This window comes from Sphingomonas sp. EC-HK361 (genome assembly GCF_902498785.1).
GTDB lineage: Bacteria > Pseudomonadota > Alphaproteobacteria > Sphingomonadales > Sphingomonadaceae > Sphingomonas.
Genome location: NZ_LR701493.1, coordinates 140,438 through 161,444 on the forward strand (window position 1 = coordinate 140,438; position 21,007 = coordinate 161,444).

The window sequence follows — 21,007 nt, forward strand, 5'->3', positions numbered from 1 at the left end:
CTCAAGGGCCGCATATTCGAAAACTACGCCGCCATTCCCGGCACCTTGCGCGGCTGGCGGTCCTCGCCGATCGCGACGAAGACGAAGCGCGCCTGCGTCACGTTATAGGCTTCCTCGCTGTGGCGGCTGCGGCGCCACGCCTCGACCTCGATCGTCATCGACGTGCGGCCGGTCGCGACAAGCGTCGCGTAGACCGACAGCTCGTCGCCGACGATGACGGGGCGGTGGAACTTCATCCCCTCGACCGCGATCGTGACTGCGCGGCCGCCGCAATGCCGCGACGCGACCGACCCGGCCGCCAAATCCATATGGCCCATCAGCCAGCCGCCGAAGATGTCGCCGTAGGGGTTGGCGTCGGCGGGCATTGCCGTGACGCGGATGATGGGGGAGCCTTGCGGCAACATCGTCATGCGCGACGCCCCGCGCGCAGGATCGGCGGCACCTGGAGCAGTGCGGCAATCGCGACCGTCACGCCGCCGACCGCCCAGATCGTCGCTGCGCCGGGCGGATAGCTCCACGCAAACGCCCAGAAGACGAGGAAGACGACCGCGACGGCGATCACCAGATGCGCGACTTCGATGACAAGCGCGGGCCGCACCTCAGGCCAGCATCGCCAGCGGAGATTCGACGAGCGTCTTCAGCGCCTGCATCAGTTCGGCGCCGTCCGCGCCGTCGATCGCGCGGTGATCGAAGCTGCCGGTCGCCGACATGATCGTCGCGACGCCGAGCGTGCCGTCCTCCATGACCCACGGCCGCTTCTCGCCCGCGCCGACCGCAAGGATCATGCCCTGGGGCGGGTTGATGACCGCCTCGAACTGCTTGATCCCGTACATGCCCATGTTCGAGATCGACGCGGTGCCACCCTGATATTCCTCGGGCTTCAGCTTGTTGTCGCGGGCGCGGGCGGCGAGGTCCTTCATCCGGGTCGAGATCGACGAGAGCGATGCGCTGTCCGCCTCGGTGATGACCGGCGTGATGAGCCCGGACGGTGTGGACACTGCGACCGAGATGTCGGCGCGCTTGAAGCTGATGAGCTGATCTGGCGTGTACATCGCGTTGCACTTCGGCACCTGGACGAGGGCCGCTGCGAGCGCCTTGATCATCAGGTCGTTGACGCTCAGCTTCACGCCGCGCGCTTCCAACCCCTTGTTGAGATCGGCGCGCAGCTTGAGGAGCGCGTCGAGGCGGATATCGACCGTCAGATAGATGTGCGGGACCTGCTGCTTCGATTCGGTGAGGCGGCGCGCGATCGTCTTGCGGACGTTGGAGAGCTTGGTCGCCTCGTGCGGGATGTCGGGGACGGTCGCCGGCCTGGGTGCGGGGGCGGACGCCGCCGTTTCCGCTGCCGCTGTCGTCGGGGCGGGCGCAGGCGCCGCACCTGTCTTCGCGCCTTCGAGGTCAGCCTTTACGATGCGACCGTTCGGGCCGGAGCCCGTGAGGCTCGCAAGGTCGATGCCTTTCTCCGCCGCGATACGGCGGGCGAGCGGGCTCGCCTTCACGCGTGTGCCGTGATCGGACTTTGCAGCGGCGGAGGGCGTTGCATTCTGGGCCTCCACCTTTGGTTCCTCGGCCTTGGCAGGCGCGGGTTCGGGCTTTGCCTCGGGCGCCTTGGCCTCCGACTTGGCAGGCGCAGCCTCCGCCTCGCCAGCGTCCTCGCCATCCGCCGCCAGCACCGCGATGACCGCGCCGACCTTCACCCCGTCGGTGCCCTCGGGCACGACGATCTTCGCGATGGTGCCCTCATCGACCGCTTCGAACTCCATCGTCGCCTTGTCGGTTTCGATCTCCGCCATCAGGTCGCCCGACTTCACGACGTCGCCTTCCTTCACCAGCCATTTCGCCAGCGTGCCTTCCTCCATCGTGGGCGAGAGGGCGGGCATCTTGATTTCGATCGGCATGAAGCGTCCTTGCGGGGCAGAGATTCCGTAGGGGCGTCTCTTGCGCCCGCTTGGCGTCGGGTCAACCCCAACGCCCGACGCATGCGCTTGCACGACCGCATTCTTCGCGCCACCTATCGCGCGAGAGAGGGGCCGCAACATGCGCATGTATCTGGTGGTGATCGATGACAGTCCGGAGGCGGAAGCCGCGCTCCGCTTCGCCGCCCGGCGCGCGGTGAAGACCGGCGGCGGAGTGGAAATTCTCGCCATGCTGCCGGAACAGGAGTTCATCGCGTTCGGCGGCGTGCAGGCGACGATCGAGGAGGAGGCGCGTCTTCATGCCGAGGGGGTGGTTGCGAAGGCGGCGGGGACGCTGATCGAGGAATCGGGGCTACGCCCGTCGATCACCGTCCGCCAGGGCGACAGCGTGAAGATCGTTCACGAGGTGATCGACGCGAACCCGCAAATCGCGGCGCTGGTGCTGGGCGTGGCAGCCAGCGGCGCGCCGGGGCCGCTCGTTGCGCACTTCGCGGCGGAGGCGGGGGCGCTGAGAGTGCCGGTGATGCTGGTGCCGGGCAGGCTGGACCGCGAGGCGATCGACCGGTTGAGTTGAGGATTACCGGCGGTCAGTCCCGGTCGCGTTCCATCTTCGTCACACGTCCCGAATGCGGATCGACATGAAAGTCGTATTTGCGGCCACCCCGTGTCGCCTCGCCCTCCCAATGACCGTCGTCCGCCTCGATCTTGATGACGCGGTAGCCCTGTTTGGCGAGAGTGCGCGACACCTTCGCGCTGCTCATCCAGCCGCGGCCCGGCACATCGGCGTTCGCCGCGACCGGCAGGCAGAGCGTGATCGCGGCGGCGATCATAAGGGGTTTGGGCATGACGGTATCCCGGAGTTGATCTCGGACAACCCGCCGCGTCGCGAATGTTTCCCGCGGATGGCGTGCGTATCTTACCCCCGCGCCCGACCCTGCCGGTATGTCCCCAGCAACCGCACATATTTGGAATGGAACCCCAGTTCCGCCAGCGCCCGGTCGAATGGCGCGTCTCCTGGCTTGCCCTCGACATCGGCGTAGAATTCGGTCGCGGCGAAGCTGCCGCCCTGCTGGTAGCTTTCGAGCTTCGTCATGTTGACGCCGTTGGTCGCAAAGCCGCCCATCGCCTTGTAAAGCGCGGCGGGGACGTTCTTCACTTCGAAGATCAGCGTCGTCATCCACGGGCCGTCGCCCGCGGGCTCGATGCCTTCCCGCGACAGGATCACGAAACGGGTCATATTATGGTCGGCGTCCGCGATATCGGTGCCGAGCAGGTCCAGGCCGTAAATCTCCGCCGCCTTTGGCGGGGCGAGCGCCGCGATTGCCGGGTCCTGCAACTCCGCGACCAATGCGGCGGCGCCCGCGGTGTCGGGATAGTTCACCGGGTGGATGCCTTGCGCGCGTAGCCAGTGGCGGCATTGGCCCAGCGCCTGCGGGTGGCTCATCGCCTGCCGCACGCCGTCACGCGGACCGACGCCCATCAGCGCGTGGCGGATGGGCAGGAAATACTCGCCGGTGATGACCAGCCCCGACTCGGGCAGCAGGAAATGGATGTCGGCGACGCGGCCGTGGAGCGAATTCTCGATCGGGATGATCGCGCGGGTTGCGGTGCCGTCCTTCACGGCGTCGATCGCGTCGGCGAAATCGAAGCAGGGAACGGGCAGGCCATCCGGGCAAGCCTCGATCGCGGCGACATGGCTGTTGGCGCCCGGCGCGCCCTGAAACGCGACCGCGCGCGCCGGATCGGCGGCGGCCGCATCTATCATGGCGGCGACGAGCGGGCGGGCGGGGGCGGCATATTGGTCCATATCGCAGCGCGGGTTAGGCGCGGAACCGTCGCTGCTCAAGCGCGCTTGCGCGGCCATGCCCGCTTTGTCTATGGGACGCGCAATTCCTGGAGGGGCGACAACACACATGGATGATCGGTCGAATACCATCGCGGGCTGGGTGCTGGCAGCGTGCGGCGCTGCGCTGGGCCTGTCGATTGCCGGCGGCATGATCTTCCATTCGGAAAAGCCCGAGAAGGAAGGCTATCCCGTCCAGGCGGCCGAGGAAGCCGGTGGCGGTGGCGCAGCCGAAGTGCCGATCGCAGCGCTGTTGCCGACCGCCGATGCCGCCAAAGGCGCCGAGGTTTTCAAGAAGTGCGGCGCGTGCCACACGATCAACCAGGGCGGAGCGAACGGTATCGGGCCGAACCTCTATGGCACGCTCGGCGAACCGATCGGCGCGGGCAAGGGCGGCTTCGCGTTCTCCGACGCGCTGAAATCGGTCGGCGGTAACTGGGATTTCGAGAAGATGAACGCGTGGCTCACGAGCCCACGCAAGTTCGCCAACGGCACGAAGATGACCTTTGCCGGCCTTTCCAATCCGCAGGACCGCGCGAACATCCTGCTCTACATCAACCAGCAGGGGTCGAACCTGCCGCTGCCGGCTGCTCCTGCCGCCGCACCCGCCGGCGGCGACAACGCTGCGGCGCCTGCCGAGGGCGGAAACGCGGCGGCTGCGGTCGCGAACGCGACGGGCGCGGAAACGGGCAACATCGCGAACACCGGCACCCCCGCATCGGGCGCGCCGTCGGTTGATCCCAATGCGGCCAAGGAAGCGGCGAAGAAGCAGTAAGGGAGCTTCCGGCCCTTGCGTCATCCCAGCTGTCGCCGGGATGACGCGCCCTTCTTGTTCAGGCAGCGATGTCGCCCTGTTCGCCTTCGGCTTTCTCATAGAACTTCTGGACGACGGCCCAGCCTTCGGCCGCGGTTTCCACGAAGGTGAAGATGCCGAGGTCCTTCTCGCTCACCACGCCTTCTTCCACCAGCGCATCGAAATTCACGACGCGCTCCCAGAATTCGCGGCCGAATAGCAGCACCGGAATCGGCGCGATCTTGCCCGTCTGGATCAGCGTCAGCAGCTCGAAGAGCTCGTCGAACGTCCCGAATCCGCCGGGGAAAGCGGCGAGCGCGCGGGCGTGGAGCAGGAAGTGCATCTTGCGCAGCGCGAAATAGTGGAACTGCAGGCTGAGCGACGGGGTGACGTAGGGATTCGGCGCCTGTTCGTGCGGGAGCACGATATTGAGTCCCAGCGATTCGGCATGCACATCAGTCGCGCCTCGGTTCGCGGCTTCCATGATCGACGGGCCGCCGCCCGAACACACGACGAAATGCCGCCGCCCGGCCTCGTCCCGCGGGAAATTCGAGCAAAGGCGGGCGAGTTCGCGCGCCATGTCGTAATATTTTGACTTCGCGACCAGGCTCTCGGCGACCTTTTTCGCCTTAGCGTCGGTTGCCATGTCGAGCATCGCTTGTGCCTTGGCCGGCTCGGGGATGCGGGCCGAACCGTAGAAGACGAAGGTCGATCCGATATGCGCCTCTTCCATCAGGAGCTGCGGTTTGAGCAGTTCGAGCTGGAAGCGCACCGGGCGCAGGTCTTCGCGCAGCAGGAAGTCCATGTCCTGGAAGGCGAGCCGATAGGCGGAATTTTCGGTCTGCGGCGTGGAGACGCCGCCCTTGGCGGTCTCGGCGTCCTGCTTTGCGCGTGCGAAGACGCGGCTTGGTACTCGTGTTTCGGTCATCGGCGGGGGTTAGAGCAAAGTTCGCGCGCGCGCTAGCGGCAGAAATTCGCGCTGTCGTCCTCAAGGTGGAGGTGATTCTGGTGCGCCGCGTTGTAGTCAGGGCTGAGCACCGTGCCGAAGCGCTTGCAGGCAGAAGTGTGGATCGCGCGCCAGAACGCGGCGACCTGCGGATCGACCGACCGATAGTCGGTCAGGACGCTGATCCGTCGTCCGTCCTTCAGCACGAAGCCGCCGACGTCGATCGCATTGGCGATCGCGTGGCCCGATCGGCGCGCCGGCCCCGCGGTGCCGACGGTATTGCGGCACGCATAGCTGCCCATCGAATCGACCCGGGCGAGCTCGCTGCCGAGGATCTGATAGGCCGCCGGAGCAACCGCGTTCCTGATCCAGCCGACAAAGGCGCGCGCTTCGCCGCATCGCACCGCGGTGAGGTTGTTCACCGGGACGCCAATCTCGACCAGCTGCGCCGTGCCGACAAGGCCGCAGCCCGGCCCTGTCTCCTTGTCGGGCAGAACACGGTAGGCGACGCCGATTTCGCGCAGGTCGGCCAGGCACTGCGCGGTTTCTCGCACGCTTGGGCCGACGAGTGGGCGGGAGGGCGTGGGTTGCGCGGGGCGTTCGGTGCGGCCGTAGGCGGCGAGCAGCGCGAGGACCAACACAGAAACAATGATACGCAACGCACTTCCCCGTTCGTGCTGAGCCTGTCGAAGCACCGTCCTGTCTTCTTCCTGAATTCGGCGGAAGAAGAAAGCAGCCCTTCGACAGGCTCAGGGCAAACGGAATGGGGAGCGGGACAAACGACGCTTGCGCTCCATCCGCCGCCTCGCTACCGCCGTCGACGGGCCACGCGGTCCCAACGCCGCGCGTGCTCTCTGTGAGGAGAGTTGACATGACTGATACGACCGTTGCCGACGCCGCCATTGCGTCCGTTGCAAAGCCTGCCACAAGGCCGGCGCGCCCCTTTTTCTCTTCCGGTCCCTGCGCGAAGCCGCCCGGCTGGTCCCCTGACAAGCTCGCCACCGAATCGCTTGGTCGCTCGCACCGGTCGAAGGTCGGCAAGACGCGGCTGCAATACGCGATCGACCTGATGCGCGAGCTGCTCCAGCTTCCCGACACGCACCGCATCGGCATCGTCCCCGGTTCGGATACCGGCGCATTCGAGATGGCGATGTGGACGATGCTGGGCGGGCGGCCGGTGACGACGCTTGCCTGGGAAAGCTTCGGCGAGGGCTGGGTGACCGATGCGGTCAAGCAGCTGAAGATCGACCCCAATGTGATCCGCGCCGACTACGGCCAGCTGCCCGATCTGCACGCGGTCGACTGGTCGAACGACGTGCTCTTCACCTGGAACGGCACGACCTCGGGCGTTCGCGTGCCCGACGCCGACTGGATTCCCGACGACCGGGAGGGGCTGTCATTCGCCGACGCGACCTCCGGGGTGTTTGCCTACGACATCGACTGGGCGAAGATCGATGTCGCGACCTTTTCCTGGCAGAAGGTGCTGGGCGGCGAGGGCGCACACGGCGTCCTGATCCTTGGCCCGCGCGCGGTCGAGCGGCTGGAAAGCTACACCCCCGCCTGGCCGTTGCCCAAGGTCTTTAGGCTCGTCTCGAAAGGCAAGCTGACCGAGGGCATCTTCAAGGGCGAGACGATCAACACGCCGTCGATGCTCGCGGTCGAGGATGCGATCTTTAGCCTCGAATGGGCGAAGGCGCTGGGTCCGCGCGGCCTGATCGCGCGGTCCGACGCCAATGCGGCGGCGCTCGACCGGATCGTCGCGGAGCGCGACTGGCTCGGCCACCTCGCCGCCGACCTGGCCTCGCGGTCGAAGACAAGCGTGTGCCTGACGGTCGAGGGCGCGGACGAGGCGTTCATCAAGGCGATGGCCTCGGCGCTCGAGAAGGAGGGCGCCGCGTTCGATATCGCCGGCTACCGCGACGCGCCGCCGGGCCTGCGCATCTGGTGCGGCGCGACTGTCGATACCGCTGACATCGAAGCGCTCGGTCCGTGGCTCGACTGGTCCTACGCGATGGCGAAAGCCGCCTGACCACGTCATTTGTGCTCCCGCGAAGGCGGGAGCCCAGTCTGGATCCCCGCCGTCGCGGGGATACATTTCTTCTCAAGAAAGGCATCCACATGCCCAAAGTCCTCATCAGTGACAAAATGGACCCGAAAGCCGCGCAGATTTTTCGCGAGCGCGGCGTCGAGGTGGACGAGATCACCGGCAAGACGCCCGACGAACTGAAAACGATCATCGGCGCCTATGACGGCCTCGCCATCCGCTCCTCGACCAAGGTTACCAAGGATATCCTGAGCGCCGCGACCAATCTGAAGGTCATCGGTCGTGCCGGGATTGGCGTCGACAATGTCGATATCCCCGCGGCCAGCGCGCAGGGCGTCGTCGTGATGAATACGCCCTTCGGAAACTCGATCACCACGGCGGAACACGCGATTGCACTCATGTTCGCGCTCGCCCGCCAATTGCCCGAGGCGGATGCGTCCACCCAGGCGGGGAAGTGGGAGAAGAACCGCTTCATGGGGGTCGAGCTGACCTCGAAGACGCTGGGGCTGATCGGCGCGGGGAATATCGGCTCGATCGTCGCCGACCGGGCGCGCGGACTCAAGATGAAGGTCGTCGCGTTCGATCCCTTTCTTACCCCCGAACGCGCGGTCGAGATGGGCGTCGAGAAAGTGGACATCGACACGCTGCTCGCGCGCGCCGATTTCATCACGCTCCACACGCCGCTCACTGACCAGACCCGCAACATCCTGTCGGCGGAAAATCTCGCCAAGACCAAGAAGGGCGTGCGCATCATCAACTGCGCGCGCGGCGGGCTGATCGACGAGGCTGCGCTGAAGGCGGGACTCGATTCGGGGCATATCGCGGGCGCCGCGCTTGACGTTTTCGTGACCGAGCCGGCGAAGGAATCGCCGCTGTTCGGCACGCCCGGCTTCGTCTCCACCCCGCATCTCGGTGCATCGACGACCGAAGCACAGGTCAACGTCGCGATCCAGGTCGCCGAGCAGATGGCCGACTTCCTCGTTTCCGGCGGGGTTACCAACGCGCTCAACATGCCGAGCCTGTCGGCGGAGGAAGCGCCCAAGCTGAAACCCTACATGGCGCTTGCGGAAAAGCTCGGCTCACTCGTCGGCCAACTCGCGCACGGTGCGCTCTCGGGGATTTCGGTCGAGGTGGAAGGCGCAGCGGCGAGCCTCAACCAGAAGCCGATCACGGGCGCCGTGCTCGCCGGCCTGATGCGGGTGCATTCGGACACGGTGAACATGGTCAACGCGCCGTTCCTCGCCAAGGAACGGGGCCTCGACGTGCGCGAGGTGCGGCATGATCGCGAGGGCGATTACCACACGCTCGTCCGCGTGACGGTGAAGACCGAAGCCGGCGATCGCTCAGTCGCGGGCACGCTGTTCGGCGATGCGGCGCCGCGCCTGGTCGAGTTGTTCGGGATCAAGGTCGAAGCCGATCTCGTCGGGCACATGCTGTATGTCGTCAACGAGGATGCGCCGGGGTTCATCGGCCGGCTCGGCACGACGCTTGGCGAGGCGGGGGTCAATATCGGCACCTTCCATCTCGGACGGAGAGCGGCAGGCGGTGAGGCGGTGCTGCTGCTGTCGGTCGACGAGCCGGTGACCGCTGACCTGTTGACCAAGGTGAAGGCGCTGCCCGGCGTGAAGACCGCGATGGGCCTCGCCTTCTGATCGTATGACGCCGGCCGCGGGGATGAAGTCTCCCGCGGCCGGCTATGCCGTCCCGGCATGGGCGTCGCAAAGCCGCGTCATGGACAGGCGACGGCCAACCTCGGTATCGCGCGCATGTCTGGAGACGCGCGCATGGCTTATTTTCTCGGAATCGACGCGGGCGGTAGCCATTGTCGCAGTCGGTTGATCGACGCAGCGGGCGGGGTCATCGGCACAGGTCAGACCGGACCCGCGAATGCGCGGATCGGGATGGACAAGCTCTATGCGACGCTGGGCGACGCGATCGGGCAGGCGGTCGATGCGGCAGGGCTCGAGGGCGCACAAATTGCCACGATCCGCGCCGGGATGGGGATTGCGGGGATATCGCGGCCGGGCGTCCGTGATGCGCTGACACAACTCGATTTCCCCTTTGCCGCCATTCGCTACGAAACCGATGCGGTGATCGCGAACCTTGGCGCGCATGGCGGGCAGGACGGTGCGACGCTCATCATCGGCACCGGCAGCATCGCGCAGGTGCGGTTCGAGGGGAAGGATTTCAGCATCGGTGGCTACGGCTTTCCGATTTCCGACGAAGGCAGCGGCGCGGCACTGGGGCTGAGCGCGATGCGCCATGCGCTGCGGGCGCTCGACGGGCGGACGCAGCCGACGCCCTTAAGCAGCGCGGTCACCGCGCGGTTCGGACACGAAACGGCTCGGGCGATCGCGTGGATGGATCAGGCGACGCCGCGTGACTATGCCGCGCTCGCGCCCGTCGTCATGGATTACGCCGAGGCGAACGACGCGATCGCGCGATCGATCGTCGAGGACGCGGCGCAACATATCGAGCGCTTCATCGAGACGATCTTCGAACGCGGGGCGCCTCGCTGCGCGCTCGCGGGCGGGCTGTCGGAACGGATGCTGCCGTGGCTTCGCGCGCGCACCGTGTCGCGGCTGACGCCGGCGATCGGCGATCCACTCGACGGGGCGCTGTATCTCGCCGGCTACCGCGCGGGGCTGGTTTCGGCCGCGGCCTGACCGGCCTCAGCGCCTTCGGATAACGCCCCGCCAATCCAGGTCCGCGTGACCGCCATCGCGTCGTTCAGATGGACGATATCGGCGGCGAGGCCGGGCGCGAGCGTGCCGGTGCGATCCGCAATTCTCAGGAAACGCGCCGGATTGCCGCTCGCCATCGCTGATGCGGTGACGAGATCGACGCCCAGCATCTCCACGGCATTGCGCACCGCCTGTGCCATCGAGAGCGCGGAGCCAGCCAGCGTGCCGTCGGCAGACTGGCACACGCCGTCCTTCACCGTGATCTCGCGCCCCATGAGCGTGAAGCGCGTGGCGTCGGTGCCGACCGGCGACATCGCGTCGGTGACGAGCATCGCACCGCCCGGCCCGCGCGCGGCCAGCGCAACGCGAAGGCTGGCTGGTGCAACGTGATGGCCATCGACGATGAGCCCGAAGAAGCTGGCGCGGTCCTCCAGCGCGGCGCCGACCATCCCCGGCTCGCGGCTGCCCAACTGCGTCATCGCGTTGAAAAGGTGGGTGAAGCCCGACAATCCCTCGTCCAGCGCCTCGCGGGTTGCCGCGTAGCCGGCCATGCTGTGCCCGGCAGCCACCACGACGCCCGCGGCGCGAAGCGCGCGGATCGTGCCCGGCGCAGCGAGTTCGGGCGCGAGGGTCACCAGCCGCACCCCGCGACCGGGGCGGGTCAGGAACGCTATCGCGGCATCGTCCAGCAGGCGGAACTTGCCCGGATCGTGGATGCCGCGCTTGTCGGCGTTGAGGAACGGCCCTTCGATATGGATGCCGAGAATACCCGGAACGCCGGCGGCAATGGCCGTGTCGACCGCATCGATCGCGCGTTCGATCGCCGCCAGATCGTCGCTGATGAGCGTCGGCATCATCCCCGTCGTTCCGAAACGCCGGTGCGCGGCCATGATCGTGCGCAAGCCATCGACATCGGGCGCGTCGTTGAACAGCACGCCGCCACCGCCATTGACCTGCGTGTCGATGAAGCCGGGCAGCAGGAAACCGCCGTGCAGATCGATGCGCAGGGCATCTGGCGGGCAGGCGTCGGACGCACACAGCCCCGCGATCCGTCCTCCATCGATCAGCAGCGCGGTTCCGGGCAGGATAGCGGCGGGCGTCACCACCTGCGCGCCGCAAAGAGCGGTCAGCGTCATAGGGTGCTGGTGACCTTGGAAAGATAGGGAGGGTGGTCGGGGTCGCGCCCGCGCGCGCGGGCGACGCCTTCGGCCAGGCGGTAGAAACTCGCGACCTGCCCGATCGCGCCGATGACGGGATGGGCGTGGGCGACGATCGGCAGGCGGATCGCAGCGCCCTCGGTGTCCGCCGCGTCGCCCGCGGCGATGACGAACGCGCCGCGCTCTTTAAAGGCACGGATGCGCGCGGCTGTGCCCTCGCGGGCGGCGTCTTCTGGGCAGAAGAGGAAGACGGGATCGCCTTCGTTGATGAGCGTCATCGGGCCGTGTGCGACTTCGGCGATGCTGAACGCTTCGGCATGGATCGCGGCGGTTTCCTTCAGTTTAAGCGCTGCTTCCCCCGCGATCGGCAGGGTCAGCCCGCGGCCGAGGACGAGCAGCGACTGCGCATCGGAGAGGACCGGGAGCGCGGCCGACCAGTCGAGCGCGAACGACGCCGCGAGCGCATCGCCGACGCTGTCCAGCGCCTGGTCGAGAATCGCGTCTCCGCCCCAAATTGCGGCGATCTGCGCGAGTGCGGTCAGGGTCGCGATGAAGCTTTTCGTCGCGGCGACGCTGCGTTCTGGGCCGGCGCCGAGCGGGATGACGTGATCGGCAAGTGCTGCGAGCGGGGATGCGGTGTCGTTGACGATCGCGACGACGATGGCGCCGACGCGCTTTGCGTCGGCGGCGGCGGTCAGAAGATCGGGGCTGCGGCCGGATTGCGAGAGTGCAAGCAGGGGAACGCGGGCGAATTTGGGGGATGTGACGCCGTAGAGCGAGCCGGTCGAAGGGGCGTGGCTGACGACCGGAAGGCCTAGACGTGTTTCGAACAAGACCTTTGCAAAGCTGGCGGCGTGATCCGAACTGCCGCGCGCGAGGGTTGCGATGAAGGGCGGATCGAGCGCCTTCAACGCCGCAACAATGCGCATGATTTCGTCGCGATTTGACGCGATTTGGCGCGATGCGATCGCTGCAGCCTCGCGTGCTTCGCTCAACATGAGGCTTTCGGGCATTGATCAACCTGATAATTGGACTGCGAGTGGTATTAGACTGGTTGCGCGCTGCGCGCCAGTGCGTCAAATGTGCGGCATGGACGGACTCGCATCGTTGACGGCCGCGATCGGCGCCGATTTCGGCGACCGGTGGATCACCGCCCCGGGTGCGCTCGCGCAGTATCGCCCGCTCGAGGGGCCGCACCCTGCCGACGCGCCCGGCATCGTCGTCCAGCCGCTGACGATCATCGAGGTGCAGCGGATCGTCGCCGCAGCGCACGCCGCCGCGATCCCGATCGTGCCGTGGGGCGTGGGGACGTCGCTGGAGGGCAACGCAGCGGTCGGGGCGGGGGCGTTGTGCGTCGATCTGTCTCGCATGAATCGCATCGTGGAGATCGCGGACGCCGATCTGCTGTGCGTGGTCGAGCCGGGGGTGACGCGGGAGCAGTTGAACGAGGACCTGCGCTCGACGGGGTTGTTCTTCCCGATCGATCCCGGCGCCAATGCGACGCTGGGCGGGATGATCGCGACGCGGGCGAGCGGGACGAACGCGGTGCGTTACGGCACGATGCGGGAGAACGTGCTGGCGCTGCAGGTCGTGCTGCCCGACGGGCGGCTGATCCGCACCGGCACGCGGGCGCGCAAATCGGCGGCGGGCTATGATCTGACGCATCTGTTCACCGGGTCCGAAGGGACGCTGGGGCTGATCGTCGAAGCGACGCTTCGGCTCCACGGCATTCCCGAGACGGTGCTGTCGGGGACATGGCCGTTCACGACGCTGGCGGGGGCGGTCGATACCGTGATCGCGGCGGTGCAAGCGGGCATTCCCGTCGCGCGGATCGAGTTGCTCGACGAGGCGGCGATCCGGGCGTGCAATACGCATGGCGGGCTGGACCTGCCGGAGCAGCCGATGCTGTTCGTCGAGCTTCACGGCAGCCCGGCTTCGGTCGCCGAGCAGCGGGCGATGCTCGCTGCGATCGGCGAGGAGCTTGGCGGGGGCACCCTCGCGCTCAGCACCGACCGGGACGAGCAGCGTCGGTTGTGGCGGGCGCGGCATCAGGCGCTGCCGGCGGCGCGCGCGATGCTGCCCGGCGCGGTGACGTGGATCAGCGATATCTGCGTGCCGATCTCGAAGCTGGCCGAAGCGATCGGGCGTGCGCAGGCGGCGATCGCGGCGGCGGGGCTGCTCGCGCCGATCCTGGGGCATGTCGGCGACGGCAACTTCCACGTCTTCTTCGTGCTGCACCCCGACGACCGCGATGCATGGGCGCGCGCCGCCAAGGTCAACGCCGCGATGATCGATTTCGCGCTGTCGGTCGGCGGCACGTGCACGGGCGAGCACGGCATCGGCATCGGCAAGCGTGAGGCTTTGGTGCGCGAGCACGGCGCCGATGCGGTCGCGGTGATGCGCGACATCAAACGCGCGATCGACCCGATGGGGCTGATGAACCCGTCCAAAATCTTTCTTTGACCCGCCAGCGACGCAAGGAAACGCATGTCCACCGAAACCGTCGATCCCCGCTTCGTCGATCTCGATCGCTGGCCGACCGCGCTCGCGGTCGAGGCGATGCTGGAGGGGCAACTGGCCGCGGTCGCCGCGATCAAGAGCCAGACGGGCGCCATCGCCGCGGCGTGCGATGCGGCCGCGCCCCGTCTGCTGCGCGGCGGGAGGCTCGTCTACGCGGGTGCGGGCACATCGGGGCGGATCGCGGTGCAGGACGGGGTTGAGCTGTATCCCACCTATAACTGGCCGCGCGACCGGCTGGTCTTCCTGCTCGCCGGCGGCACCGATGCGCTGGCCGAAAGCGCGGAAGGCGCGGAGGACGATGCGGACGCCGCGCGCGCGGGCGTAGTGGCGGAGGGCGTCGGCGCGGACGATATCGTCATCGGTGTGGCGGCAAGCGGGCGCACGCCGTTCACCGTCGCGGTGGTCGAGGCGGCGCGCGGGGCGGGAGCATTGACCATCGGTGTCGCGAACAATCCGGACAGCGTGCTGCTCGCGGCGGCAGATCATGCGATCGTCGCCGATACAGGGAGCGAGCCGGTCGCGGGATCGACGCGGATGAAGGCGGGGACGGCGCAGAAGGTCGTGCTGAACCTGCTGTCCACCGCGCTGATGCTGCGTTGCGGGCTCGTCTACCGTGGGCTCATGGTCAACATGCGCGTGTCGAACGACAAGCTGGCCCACCGCGCGACCGCGATCGTGTGCCAGACCGCGCAGGTCGGGGAAGCGGCGGCCAATGCGGCGCTGAGCGCGGCGGATCAGGATATCAAGCTGGCGGTGCTGCTGGCGAAGGGCTGGCAGGCGGATGTGGCGCGCGCGGCGCTGGCGCGGCACCACAACAATCTGCGCGCCGCGCTGGAGGCGGGGGACCGCCATGCGTGAGGCGCTTGCGGCGCGCGGGGGCAGCGATACGCCGCTCTACCTCCAGCTTGCGCGGTCGCTGCGCGAGCATGTCGCGGACGGCGGGGTCGCGGCCGGCGGTGCGCTGCCGTCCGAACGCGACCTGGCCGAGATGTCGGGCATGTCGCGCGTCACCGTGCGCAAGGCGATCGAGGCGCTGATCCAGGAGGGCATCCTGTATCGCAAGCAGGGATCGGGCACGTTCGTCGCGCGGCGGATCGACCACGCCGGCGCCGCGCTCATCAGCTTTACCGCCGAGGCGTGCGCGCGGGGCGAGCGGCCGTCGGTCATCTGGATCATGCGCCGCCGCGGCACCGCGACCTATGCCGAGGCGATGGAACTGCACATGCCCGAGGACACACCGGTCGCGCGGCTGAGCCGGGTGCGGCTGACCAATGACGAGCCGCTGGCGATCGAGCATGCGGTGGTGCCGGCGGCGCTGCTGCCCGATCTCGATACGCTGGGCGATTCGCTCTACGCGGCGCTGGCGGAGGCGGGCACCCGGCCGGTTTCTGGCACGCAGCGAATCCGCGCGTGCCTGGCGACGCCGACCGAGGCGGGCATCCTGTCGATCGCGGAGAATGCGGCGATCCTGCGTATCGAGCGCGTGGCCTTCGACGCGCAGGGCCGTGCGGTGGAATTCACCCGGTCGGCCTATCGGGGCGACCGGTTCGATTTTGTCACCGATCTGTCGCGGTCGACGGTGCAGGCGAAGGATGGGGTGGGGTTCGAGGTGTGAGGAGGTGTGGTAGATGACCGCTGGCCAACCCACCCCCGACCCCTCCCTTGTCAGGGAGGGGAGTTAGAAGGGCGCTGTCCCTTTTCGGGAAGGGACGATAGAGAGACGGCCTCGTCTTTTTCCTCCCCTCCCTGACAAGGGAGGGGTCGGGGGTGGGTTGCTCTCGGTGAACCGATACGCAAGCATCGCACGATGCCCCGCCTGCCGCCCAAGATCACGTCCCATGCCCGGGACCTTCGCAACAAATCGACGCCGGAGGAGCGCTCCATCTGGCACCTCGTGCGCCACCACCGTCCCCGCTTTACTCGACAACTTCCCGTCGGTCCCTACATCTTGGACCTAGCGTGTCGTTCACGTCGTGTCGCAATCGAGCTCGACGGAAGCCAGCATCTCAACTCCGCAGATTACGACAGGGCTCGGACGGCTTTCTTGACCGACTTGGGCTGGACGGTGCTACGATTCTGGAACAGCGACGTCCGCGCCAATCCCCATGGGGTGGCGGAGGCGATACTGGCTGCCGTTGGAGAAGACATCGGGCCAACCCACCCCCGGCCCCTCCCTTCCAGGGAGGGGAGCAAATAGGCGTCCCATTCCGGGGTGACGATGCCCTTAGTTACGCCGCCCGGTAGAAATCCCGATACCATGCGGCGAAGCGGGTCAGGCCCTCCGCCAGCATCACCCTGGGTTGGTAGCCGGTCAGCGCGGCGAGTTTTGACACGTCGGCATAGGTTGCGGTGACGTCGCCGGGCTGCATCGGGCGCATGATCTTTTCCGCCTTGCGGCCGAGCGCCGTCTCCAGCGTCTCGATCATTTCCATGAGGCCGACGGGGTGGCTGTCGCCGATGTTGAGGACGCGGTTCTGGCCTCGCGCGGGGGGATGATCGAGCGCGCCGACGATGCCGTCGACGATGTCGTCGATATAGGTGAAGTCGCGCGCCATCTTGCCTTCGCCGAACACCTCGATCGGATCGCCGCGCAAGATTTTCTGCGTGAAGCCGAAATAGGCCATGTCGGGGCGTCCCCACGGGCCGTACACGGTGAAGAAGCGAAGCCCGGTCTGCGGAAAGCCGTAGAGCGCGGCATAGGCCTGGCTCATCAGCTCGCACGCGCGCTTCGTGGCGGCGTAGAGCGAGACGGGGGAGGCGGCGGGCTCGTCCTCGGTGAAGCCGGCGCCGCCTACCGGCTTGTCGCCGTAAACCGAGCTGGACGAGGCATAGACGAGATGTTCGAAGCCGGGCGCGTGGCGGCACGCCTCCATGATCGACAAATGCCCGGCGAGGTTCGAGCGTTCATAGGCGAACGGGTTTTCGATGCTGTAGCGCACGCCCGCCTGCGCCGCGAGGTGGACGACGCGGGTGATGCCGTTGTCGGCGACCAGCCGCGCCATGGTCTCAGCATCGGCGATGTCGGCGCGGTGGAAATCGAACCCGTCCACGCCGTCGAAGGTGGCGAGCCGGGCTTCCTTCAGCGCCGGGTCGTAATAGTCGTTGACGCTATCGACGCCGATCACTCGCTCGCCGCGCGCCAGCAGCCGGTGCGCGGTCGCGTGGCCGATGAAGCCGGCCGCGCCGGTGACGAGTATAGGCGCGCGCGCCGCCATCAGCGCCCGACGGCGTGGTAGGTGAAGCCAGCGCCCTCGACCGCATCGCGCGGGTAGATGTTGCGCAGATCGACGAGGACGGGGCTGCTCAGCAGCGACTTCACGCGGGCAAGGTCGAGCGCGCGGAACGCGTCCCATTCGGTGACGATGACGAGCGCGTCGGCGCCCTCCATCGCCTGATAGGGGCCGTCGCAATAATCGACATGGTCGAGGACCTTCTTCGCCTGTTCGGTTCCTTCCGGATCATAGGCGCGAACCGTGGCGCCGGCATCCTGCAGCGTCTGGATCACCGCGATCGCGGGGCTGTCGCGCATGTCGTCGGTGTTGGGCTTGAAGGTGAGGCCGAGCACCGCGACGGTCTTGCCGCGCACGTCGCCGCCCATCGCGGCGATGACCTTCCGGCCCATCGCGCGCTTGCGGTTGTCGTTCACTGCCACGACCGCCTCGACGATGCGCTGCGGCGCTTCGTTGTCCTGCGCGGTCTTCAGGAGCGCCAGCGTGTCCTTGGGGAAGCACGACCCGCCATAGCCGGGTCCGGCGTGGAGGAACTTCGAGCCGATGCGGTTGTCGAGCCCGATGCCGCGCGCGACGTCCTGCACGTCCGCGCCGACCTTTTCGCACAGGTCGGCGATCTCGTTGATGAAGGTGATCTTGGTCGCGAGGAAGGCGTTGCCGGCATATTTGGTGAGCTCGGCGGCCTTGCGGCTCATCTCGATGATTGGCGAGCGGCCGAGCGCGAGCGGGCGGTAGATCTGGCGCATGACCTCGAGCGCGCGGGCGTCGTCGCCGCCGATGACGACGCGGTCGGGGCGCTTGAAGTCGTCGATCGCGGCGCCTTCGCGCAGGAATTCGGGATTGGAGACGACCGCGAATTCGGCCTGCGGGTTGGCGTCGCGGATGATCCGTTCCACCTCGTCGCCGGTGCCGACGGGAACGGTCGACTTGTCGACGATGACGGTGAAGCGACGAATCGCGTGCGCGATCTCCTCGGCGGCGGCGTAGACATAGCTGAGGTCGGCGTGACCGTCCCCCCGGCGCGACGGCGTGCCGACCGCGATGAAGACCGCGTCGGCATCCTTCACGCCTTCCGCCAGATCGGTGGTGAAGCGGAGCCGGCCCGCCTTGACGTTGGTGGCGACGAGCTGGTCGAGGCCCGGCTCGAAGATCGGGATGCGGCCTTCGAGCAGCGCGGCGATCTTGCTCTCGTCCTTGTCCACGCACACCACGTCGTGCCCGAAATCGGCAAAACATGCGCCGGAGACGAGCCCGACATAGCCAGAACCGATCATCGTGACGCGCATGGATTTCCTCTTTGCAATTCGGCGATCCGGACGCGGATCGAAACTCTGTCGACCGGCTCTTAGATGCGCCGTGCGCGGCGGGCTAGCGCGCGGTCCAAAAATCCGCCGGTTTTGCGCGGAATCGATCCTTTCGCGCGATCGGATTACCTCCTGCGGTCTGCCCCCACAGGGCTTGGCAGCGCGTGCGTGATGCGCCTAGCCTCGGGCATGACGGACATGCCCCCTGCCATCCCGGCCGCGACCGCGGTGATCTTTCGCGAGAGCGAGGGCAGCGCGCCGGAGCTGCTGATGGTCGAGCGCGCGGCGAGGATGGTGTTCGCTGCCGGCGCGATGGTGTTCCCCGGCGGGCGGATCGACCCCGGGGATCATGCGCTCGCGGCCGCGATGGGCGGCGATGACGATCTGGCGGCCCGGATTGCCGCCATCCGCGAGACCATCGAGGAAGCGGGTTTGGCGATCGGCGTTGCGGGGGCGCTCGATGCGGGGAGTATCGCGGCGATGCGCGCGGCGCTTCATGCGGGCGCGACGATGGGCGAGGCGCTGGCCGATCAGGGTGCGGCGCTCGACCCGGCGCAACTCGTGCCGTTCGCGCGGTGGCGGCCGGCGCATGCGCATATGCGGATCTTCGATACGCGCTTCTACCTCGCGCAGCTTCCCGCCGACGCGCCGCCGCCGACGGTGGACGCGAACGAGAACGTCCGGCTCGTGTGGGCAACGGCGCGCGACGTGCTCGAGGCGAGCGACCGCGGCGAGATGGCGATCATCTTTCCCACGCGGCGCAATCTGGAGCGGCTGGCGCAGTTCGGGAGCTTTGCCGAGGCGGTGGCGGATACGGCGCGGAATCCGGTGACGACGGTGACGCCGTGGGCGGAGGAGCGCGGCGGGCGCCAGCATCTGTGTATTCCCGAGGGGATCGGCTATCCGGTGACGTCGGAACCGATCGACAGCGCGATGCGCGGTTAAGCCCTAAGCTTCGATCTTCGCGCGCTTCAGGCGGGTGACGTGGCCCATCTTGCGCCCGGGCCGTGCTTCGCGCTTGCCGTAAAGGTGCAGGTGCGCGTGCGGCTCGGCGAGGAGGTCGGGCCAGCGCTGCCAGTCGTCGCCGATGAGGTTTTCCATCTCGACGCCCGGTGCGGTCAGGTGGGTATCACCGAGCGGGAGGCCGCAGATCGCGCGGACGTGGTTCTCGAACTGCGAGGTCGCCGCACCCTCGATCGTCCAGTGCCCCGAATTGTGGACGCGCGGCGCCATCTCGTTGAGCACGGGGCCATCGGCGGTCGCGAAAAACTCGCACGTGAGCACGCCGACGTGACCCAGCGCATCGGCGATCCGGCCGGTGAGGGCGGCGGCCTGCGCCCAGTGCGCCGCGATCTCGGCCGGGGCGGGGAGGGTGGAGCGGTGGAGGATGGCGCTGCGATGCTCGTTCCAGGGCGGGGGGTAGCTGACCATCCGGCCGTCCTGCCCGCGCACGAGGATGATCGAAAATTCGTGGCTGAAATCGACGAACGCCTCGAGGATCGCGGGGCCGTTGATGGCGTTCCACGCGGCGTCGGCGTCGGCGGGGCTGTCGATGCGGACCTGCCCCTTGCCGTCATAGCCGAGCCGCGTCGTCTTCAGGATCGCCGGGATGCCGACATGGGTCAGCGCGGTGTCGAGGTCGGCGCGGCTCGTCACCTCGGCCCAGCGCGCGGTGGTGCCGCCGACCTCTTCCACGAAGCGCTTCTCGCGCACGCGGTCCTGCGCGACCGCAAGGCTCTTCGCGCCGGGACGGACGGGCACGCGATCGGCGAGCCACGCGATGGGATCGACCGCGATATTCTCGAACTCGTAGGTCACGACGTCGCACGCGTTCGCGAAATCGGCGAGTGTGATGCGGTTGTGATAATCGGCGCGGGTCAGCGACGAAGCGGTCTGCGCCGCCACGCTCTCGCTGTCGGGGGCGAGGACGTGGGTGCGGTAGCCGAGCTGTGCCGCTGCGACCGCGATCATTCGCCCGAGCTGGCCGCCGCCGAGGATGCCAATGGTGGAGCCGGGGGGAAGTACCGTCGCGCCGTTCGTCATTGGGGATCGACCGCCACGCTGTCGGTCTGCGCCGCGCGCCATGCCTGCAGGCGCTGGGACAGCGCCTCGTCGGAGAGCGCGAGGATGGCGGCGGCGAGGAGCGCGGCGTTGATCGCACCCGCCTTGCCGATCGCGAGAGTGCCGACGGGGATGCCGCCGGGCATCTGGACGATCGACAACAGGCTATCCATCCCGTCGAGCGCCTTGGATTGAACGGGGACACCGAGCACCGGCAGATGCGTCATCGCTGCCGCCATGCCGGGCAGATGCGCCGCGCCGCCCGCGCCCGCGATGATGACCTTCAGCCCGCGATCGGCGGCGCTGGTCGCATAGTCGTAGAGCCGCTGCGGCGTGCGGTGCGCGGAGACGACCCTTGCCTCATGCGCGATGCCGAGCGCATCCAGCGTATCGGCCGCGTGATGCATCGTCGCCCAATCGGACGTCGATCCCATGATGATGCCCACCTGCGTCATGGCAAGCGGTTAGCGGGGGTGGGGGGTGAGGGCAAGGAGGGTTACTTTTCTGTG

23 protein-coding genes are annotated in these 21,007 nt (G+C 67.8%); 10 read left to right on the top strand and 13 right to left on the bottom strand.

The features are described from left to right. Positions 1 to 23 precede the first annotated feature (23 nt). From BOS5A_RS02080 to BOS5A_RS02090, 3 genes are read right to left on the bottom strand one after another with little or no spacing between them, the layout of a single operon-like run. Entirely contained in the window at positions 24 to 410 is a 387-nt protein-coding gene (locus BOS5A_RS02080) for an acyl-CoA thioesterase (RefSeq protein ID WP_151953574.1), read from the bottom strand. Beyond that, positions 407 to 598, bottom strand: coding sequence for a hypothetical protein (locus BOS5A_RS02085; RefSeq protein ID WP_151953575.1), 192 nt, complete (start codon positions 596 to 598; stop codon positions 407 to 409). Before BOS5A_RS02085 ends, BOS5A_RS02080 begins: the two co-directional genes overlap by 4 nt. A gap of 1 nt (position 599) precedes the next feature. Continuing rightward, entirely contained in the window at positions 600 to 1,898 is a 1,299-nt protein-coding gene (locus tag BOS5A_RS02090) for a pyruvate dehydrogenase complex dihydrolipoamide acetyltransferase (RefSeq protein ID WP_151953576.1), read from the bottom strand. 139 nt (positions 1,899 to 2,037) lie between these two features. Here BOS5A_RS02090 and BOS5A_RS02095 point away from each other — a divergent pair, with 139 nt between their 5' ends. Next, a complete protein-coding gene (locus BOS5A_RS02095) occupies positions 2,038 to 2,490 on the top strand; it encodes a universal stress protein (protein WP_151953577.1) in 453 nt (150 codons plus the stop codon). 13 nt (positions 2,491 to 2,503) lie between these two features. Here the strand turns inward: BOS5A_RS02095 and BOS5A_RS02100 are convergent, their stop codons facing one another. Both BOS5A_RS02100 and BOS5A_RS02105 read right to left on the bottom strand, forming a co-directional pair. Then, complete coding sequence (locus BOS5A_RS02100; protein WP_151953578.1) at positions 2,504 to 2,761, bottom strand: PepSY domain-containing protein; 258 nt, start codon at positions 2,759 to 2,761, stop codon at positions 2,504 to 2,506. A gap of 71 nt (positions 2,762 to 2,832) precedes the next feature. Beyond that, a complete protein-coding gene (locus BOS5A_RS02105) occupies positions 2,833 to 3,723 on the bottom strand; it encodes a prephenate dehydratase (protein WP_151953579.1) in 891 nt (296 codons plus the stop codon). A gap of 106 nt (positions 3,724 to 3,829) precedes the next feature. On the opposite strand from BOS5A_RS02105, the gene BOS5A_RS02110 reads away from it, so the two are divergent. Next, a complete protein-coding gene (locus BOS5A_RS02110; RefSeq protein WP_151953580.1) occupies positions 3,830 to 4,534 on the top strand; it encodes a c-type cytochrome in 705 nt (234 codons plus the stop codon). 58 nt (positions 4,535 to 4,592) lie between these two features. Here BOS5A_RS02110 and BOS5A_RS02115 read toward each other — a convergent pair whose 3' ends face one another. Together BOS5A_RS02115 and BOS5A_RS02120 are read right to left on the bottom strand one after the other, a co-directional pair. Continuing rightward, positions 4,593 to 5,480 carry an LOG family protein gene (locus BOS5A_RS02115; protein WP_151953581.1) on the bottom strand — a complete coding sequence of 296 codons (888 nt, stop codon included), beginning with the start codon at positions 5,478 to 5,480 and terminating at the stop codon, positions 4,593 to 4,595. 32 nt (positions 5,481 to 5,512) lie between these two features. Next, on the bottom strand, positions 5,513 to 6,139 hold the full coding sequence (locus tag BOS5A_RS02120) for an extensin family protein (RefSeq protein ID WP_234419159.1): 627 nt from the start codon (positions 6,137 to 6,139) through the stop codon (positions 5,513 to 5,515). Positions 6,140 to 6,369: 230 nt separating this feature from the next. On the opposite strand from BOS5A_RS02120, the gene BOS5A_RS02125 reads away from it, so the two are divergent. The 3 genes from BOS5A_RS02125 (at position 6,370) to BOS5A_RS02135 (ending at position 10,208) form a co-directional block, all read left to right on the top strand. After that, positions 6,370 to 7,527, top strand: coding sequence for a phosphoserine transaminase (locus tag BOS5A_RS02125; protein WP_151953582.1), 1,158 nt, complete (start codon positions 6,370 to 6,372; stop codon positions 7,525 to 7,527). 89 nt (positions 7,528 to 7,616) lie between these two features. Continuing rightward, a complete protein-coding gene (gene serA, locus BOS5A_RS02130; RefSeq protein WP_151953583.1) occupies positions 7,617 to 9,194 on the top strand; it encodes a phosphoglycerate dehydrogenase in 1,578 nt (525 codons plus the stop codon). Positions 9,195 to 9,326: 132 nt separating this feature from the next. Beyond that, positions 9,327 to 10,208: a BadF/BadG/BcrA/BcrD ATPase family protein gene (locus BOS5A_RS02135; protein ID WP_151953584.1), complete on the top strand. Its 882-nt coding sequence runs from the start codon at positions 9,327 to 9,329 to the stop codon at positions 10,206 to 10,208. Here BOS5A_RS02135 and nagA read toward each other — a convergent pair. Then, complete coding sequence (gene nagA / locus BOS5A_RS02140; RefSeq protein WP_151953585.1) at positions 10,175 to 11,362, bottom strand: N-acetylglucosamine-6-phosphate deacetylase; 1,188 nt, start codon at positions 11,360 to 11,362, stop codon at positions 10,175 to 10,177. The two genes, BOS5A_RS02135 and nagA, sit on opposite strands and share 34 nt — an antisense overlap. Beyond that, on the bottom strand, positions 11,359 to 12,312 hold the full coding sequence (locus tag BOS5A_RS02145; RefSeq protein ID WP_234419160.1) for an SIS domain-containing protein: 954 nt from the start codon (positions 12,310 to 12,312) through the stop codon (positions 11,359 to 11,361). The genes nagA and BOS5A_RS02145 overlap by 4 nt, the downstream gene beginning before the upstream one ends. Before the next feature lie 160 nt (positions 12,313 to 12,472). Between BOS5A_RS02145 and BOS5A_RS02150 the strand changes: the two genes are divergently transcribed. The 4 genes from BOS5A_RS02150 to BOS5A_RS02165 all read left to right on the top strand — a co-directional run bounded on the left by BOS5A_RS02150 (position 12,473) and on the right by BOS5A_RS02165 (position 16,100). Then, positions 12,473 to 13,846: an FAD-binding oxidoreductase gene (locus BOS5A_RS02150; protein WP_199857173.1), complete on the top strand. Its 1,374-nt coding sequence runs from the start codon at positions 12,473 to 12,475 to the stop codon at positions 13,844 to 13,846. 24 nt (positions 13,847 to 13,870) lie between these two features. After that, a complete protein-coding gene (locus BOS5A_RS02155) occupies positions 13,871 to 14,761 on the top strand; it encodes an N-acetylmuramic acid 6-phosphate etherase (RefSeq protein ID WP_151953586.1) in 891 nt (296 codons plus the stop codon). Next, on the top strand, positions 14,754 to 15,518 hold the full coding sequence (locus tag BOS5A_RS02160) for a GntR family transcriptional regulator (protein WP_151953587.1): 765 nt from the start codon (positions 14,754 to 14,756) through the stop codon (positions 15,516 to 15,518). Before BOS5A_RS02155 ends, BOS5A_RS02160 begins: the two co-directional genes overlap by 8 nt. A 192-nt stretch (positions 15,519 to 15,710) precedes the next feature. After that, a complete protein-coding gene (locus BOS5A_RS02165; protein ID WP_151953588.1) occupies positions 15,711 to 16,100 on the top strand; it encodes an endonuclease domain-containing protein in 390 nt (129 codons plus the stop codon). 31 nt (positions 16,101 to 16,131) lie between these two features. Here the strand turns inward: BOS5A_RS02165 and BOS5A_RS02170 are convergent, their stop codons facing one another. Together BOS5A_RS02170 and BOS5A_RS02175 are read right to left on the bottom strand one after the other, a co-directional pair. Further along, the gene (locus BOS5A_RS02170; RefSeq protein ID WP_151953589.1) at positions 16,132 to 17,118 is read right to left on the bottom strand and encodes an SDR family NAD(P)-dependent oxidoreductase; all 987 of its coding nucleotides are present in this window, start codon (positions 17,116 to 17,118) and stop codon (positions 16,132 to 16,134) included. Beyond that, positions 17,118 to 18,419, bottom strand: coding sequence for a UDP-glucose dehydrogenase family protein (locus BOS5A_RS02175; RefSeq protein ID WP_151953590.1), 1,302 nt, complete (start codon positions 18,417 to 18,419; stop codon positions 17,118 to 17,120). The genes BOS5A_RS02170 and BOS5A_RS02175 overlap by 1 nt, the downstream gene beginning before the upstream one ends. Before the next feature lie 207 nt (positions 18,420 to 18,626). Between BOS5A_RS02175 and BOS5A_RS02180 the strand changes: the two genes are divergently transcribed. Beyond that, complete coding sequence (locus tag BOS5A_RS02180; protein WP_151953591.1) at positions 18,627 to 19,382, top strand: NUDIX hydrolase; 756 nt, start codon at positions 18,627 to 18,629, stop codon at positions 19,380 to 19,382. Between the two features lie 3 nt (positions 19,383 to 19,385). Here the strand turns inward: BOS5A_RS02180 and BOS5A_RS02185 are convergent, their stop codons facing one another. Further along, complete coding sequence (locus tag BOS5A_RS02185; RefSeq protein ID WP_151953592.1) at positions 19,386 to 20,480, bottom strand: 5-(carboxyamino)imidazole ribonucleotide synthase; 1,095 nt, start codon at positions 20,478 to 20,480, stop codon at positions 19,386 to 19,388. Further along, positions 20,477 to 20,953, bottom strand: coding sequence for a 5-(carboxyamino)imidazole ribonucleotide mutase (gene purE, locus BOS5A_RS02190; RefSeq protein ID WP_234419161.1), 477 nt, complete (start codon positions 20,951 to 20,953; stop codon positions 20,477 to 20,479). Before purE ends, BOS5A_RS02185 begins: the two co-directional genes overlap by 4 nt. Positions 20,954 to 21,007 lie beyond the last annotated feature (54 nt).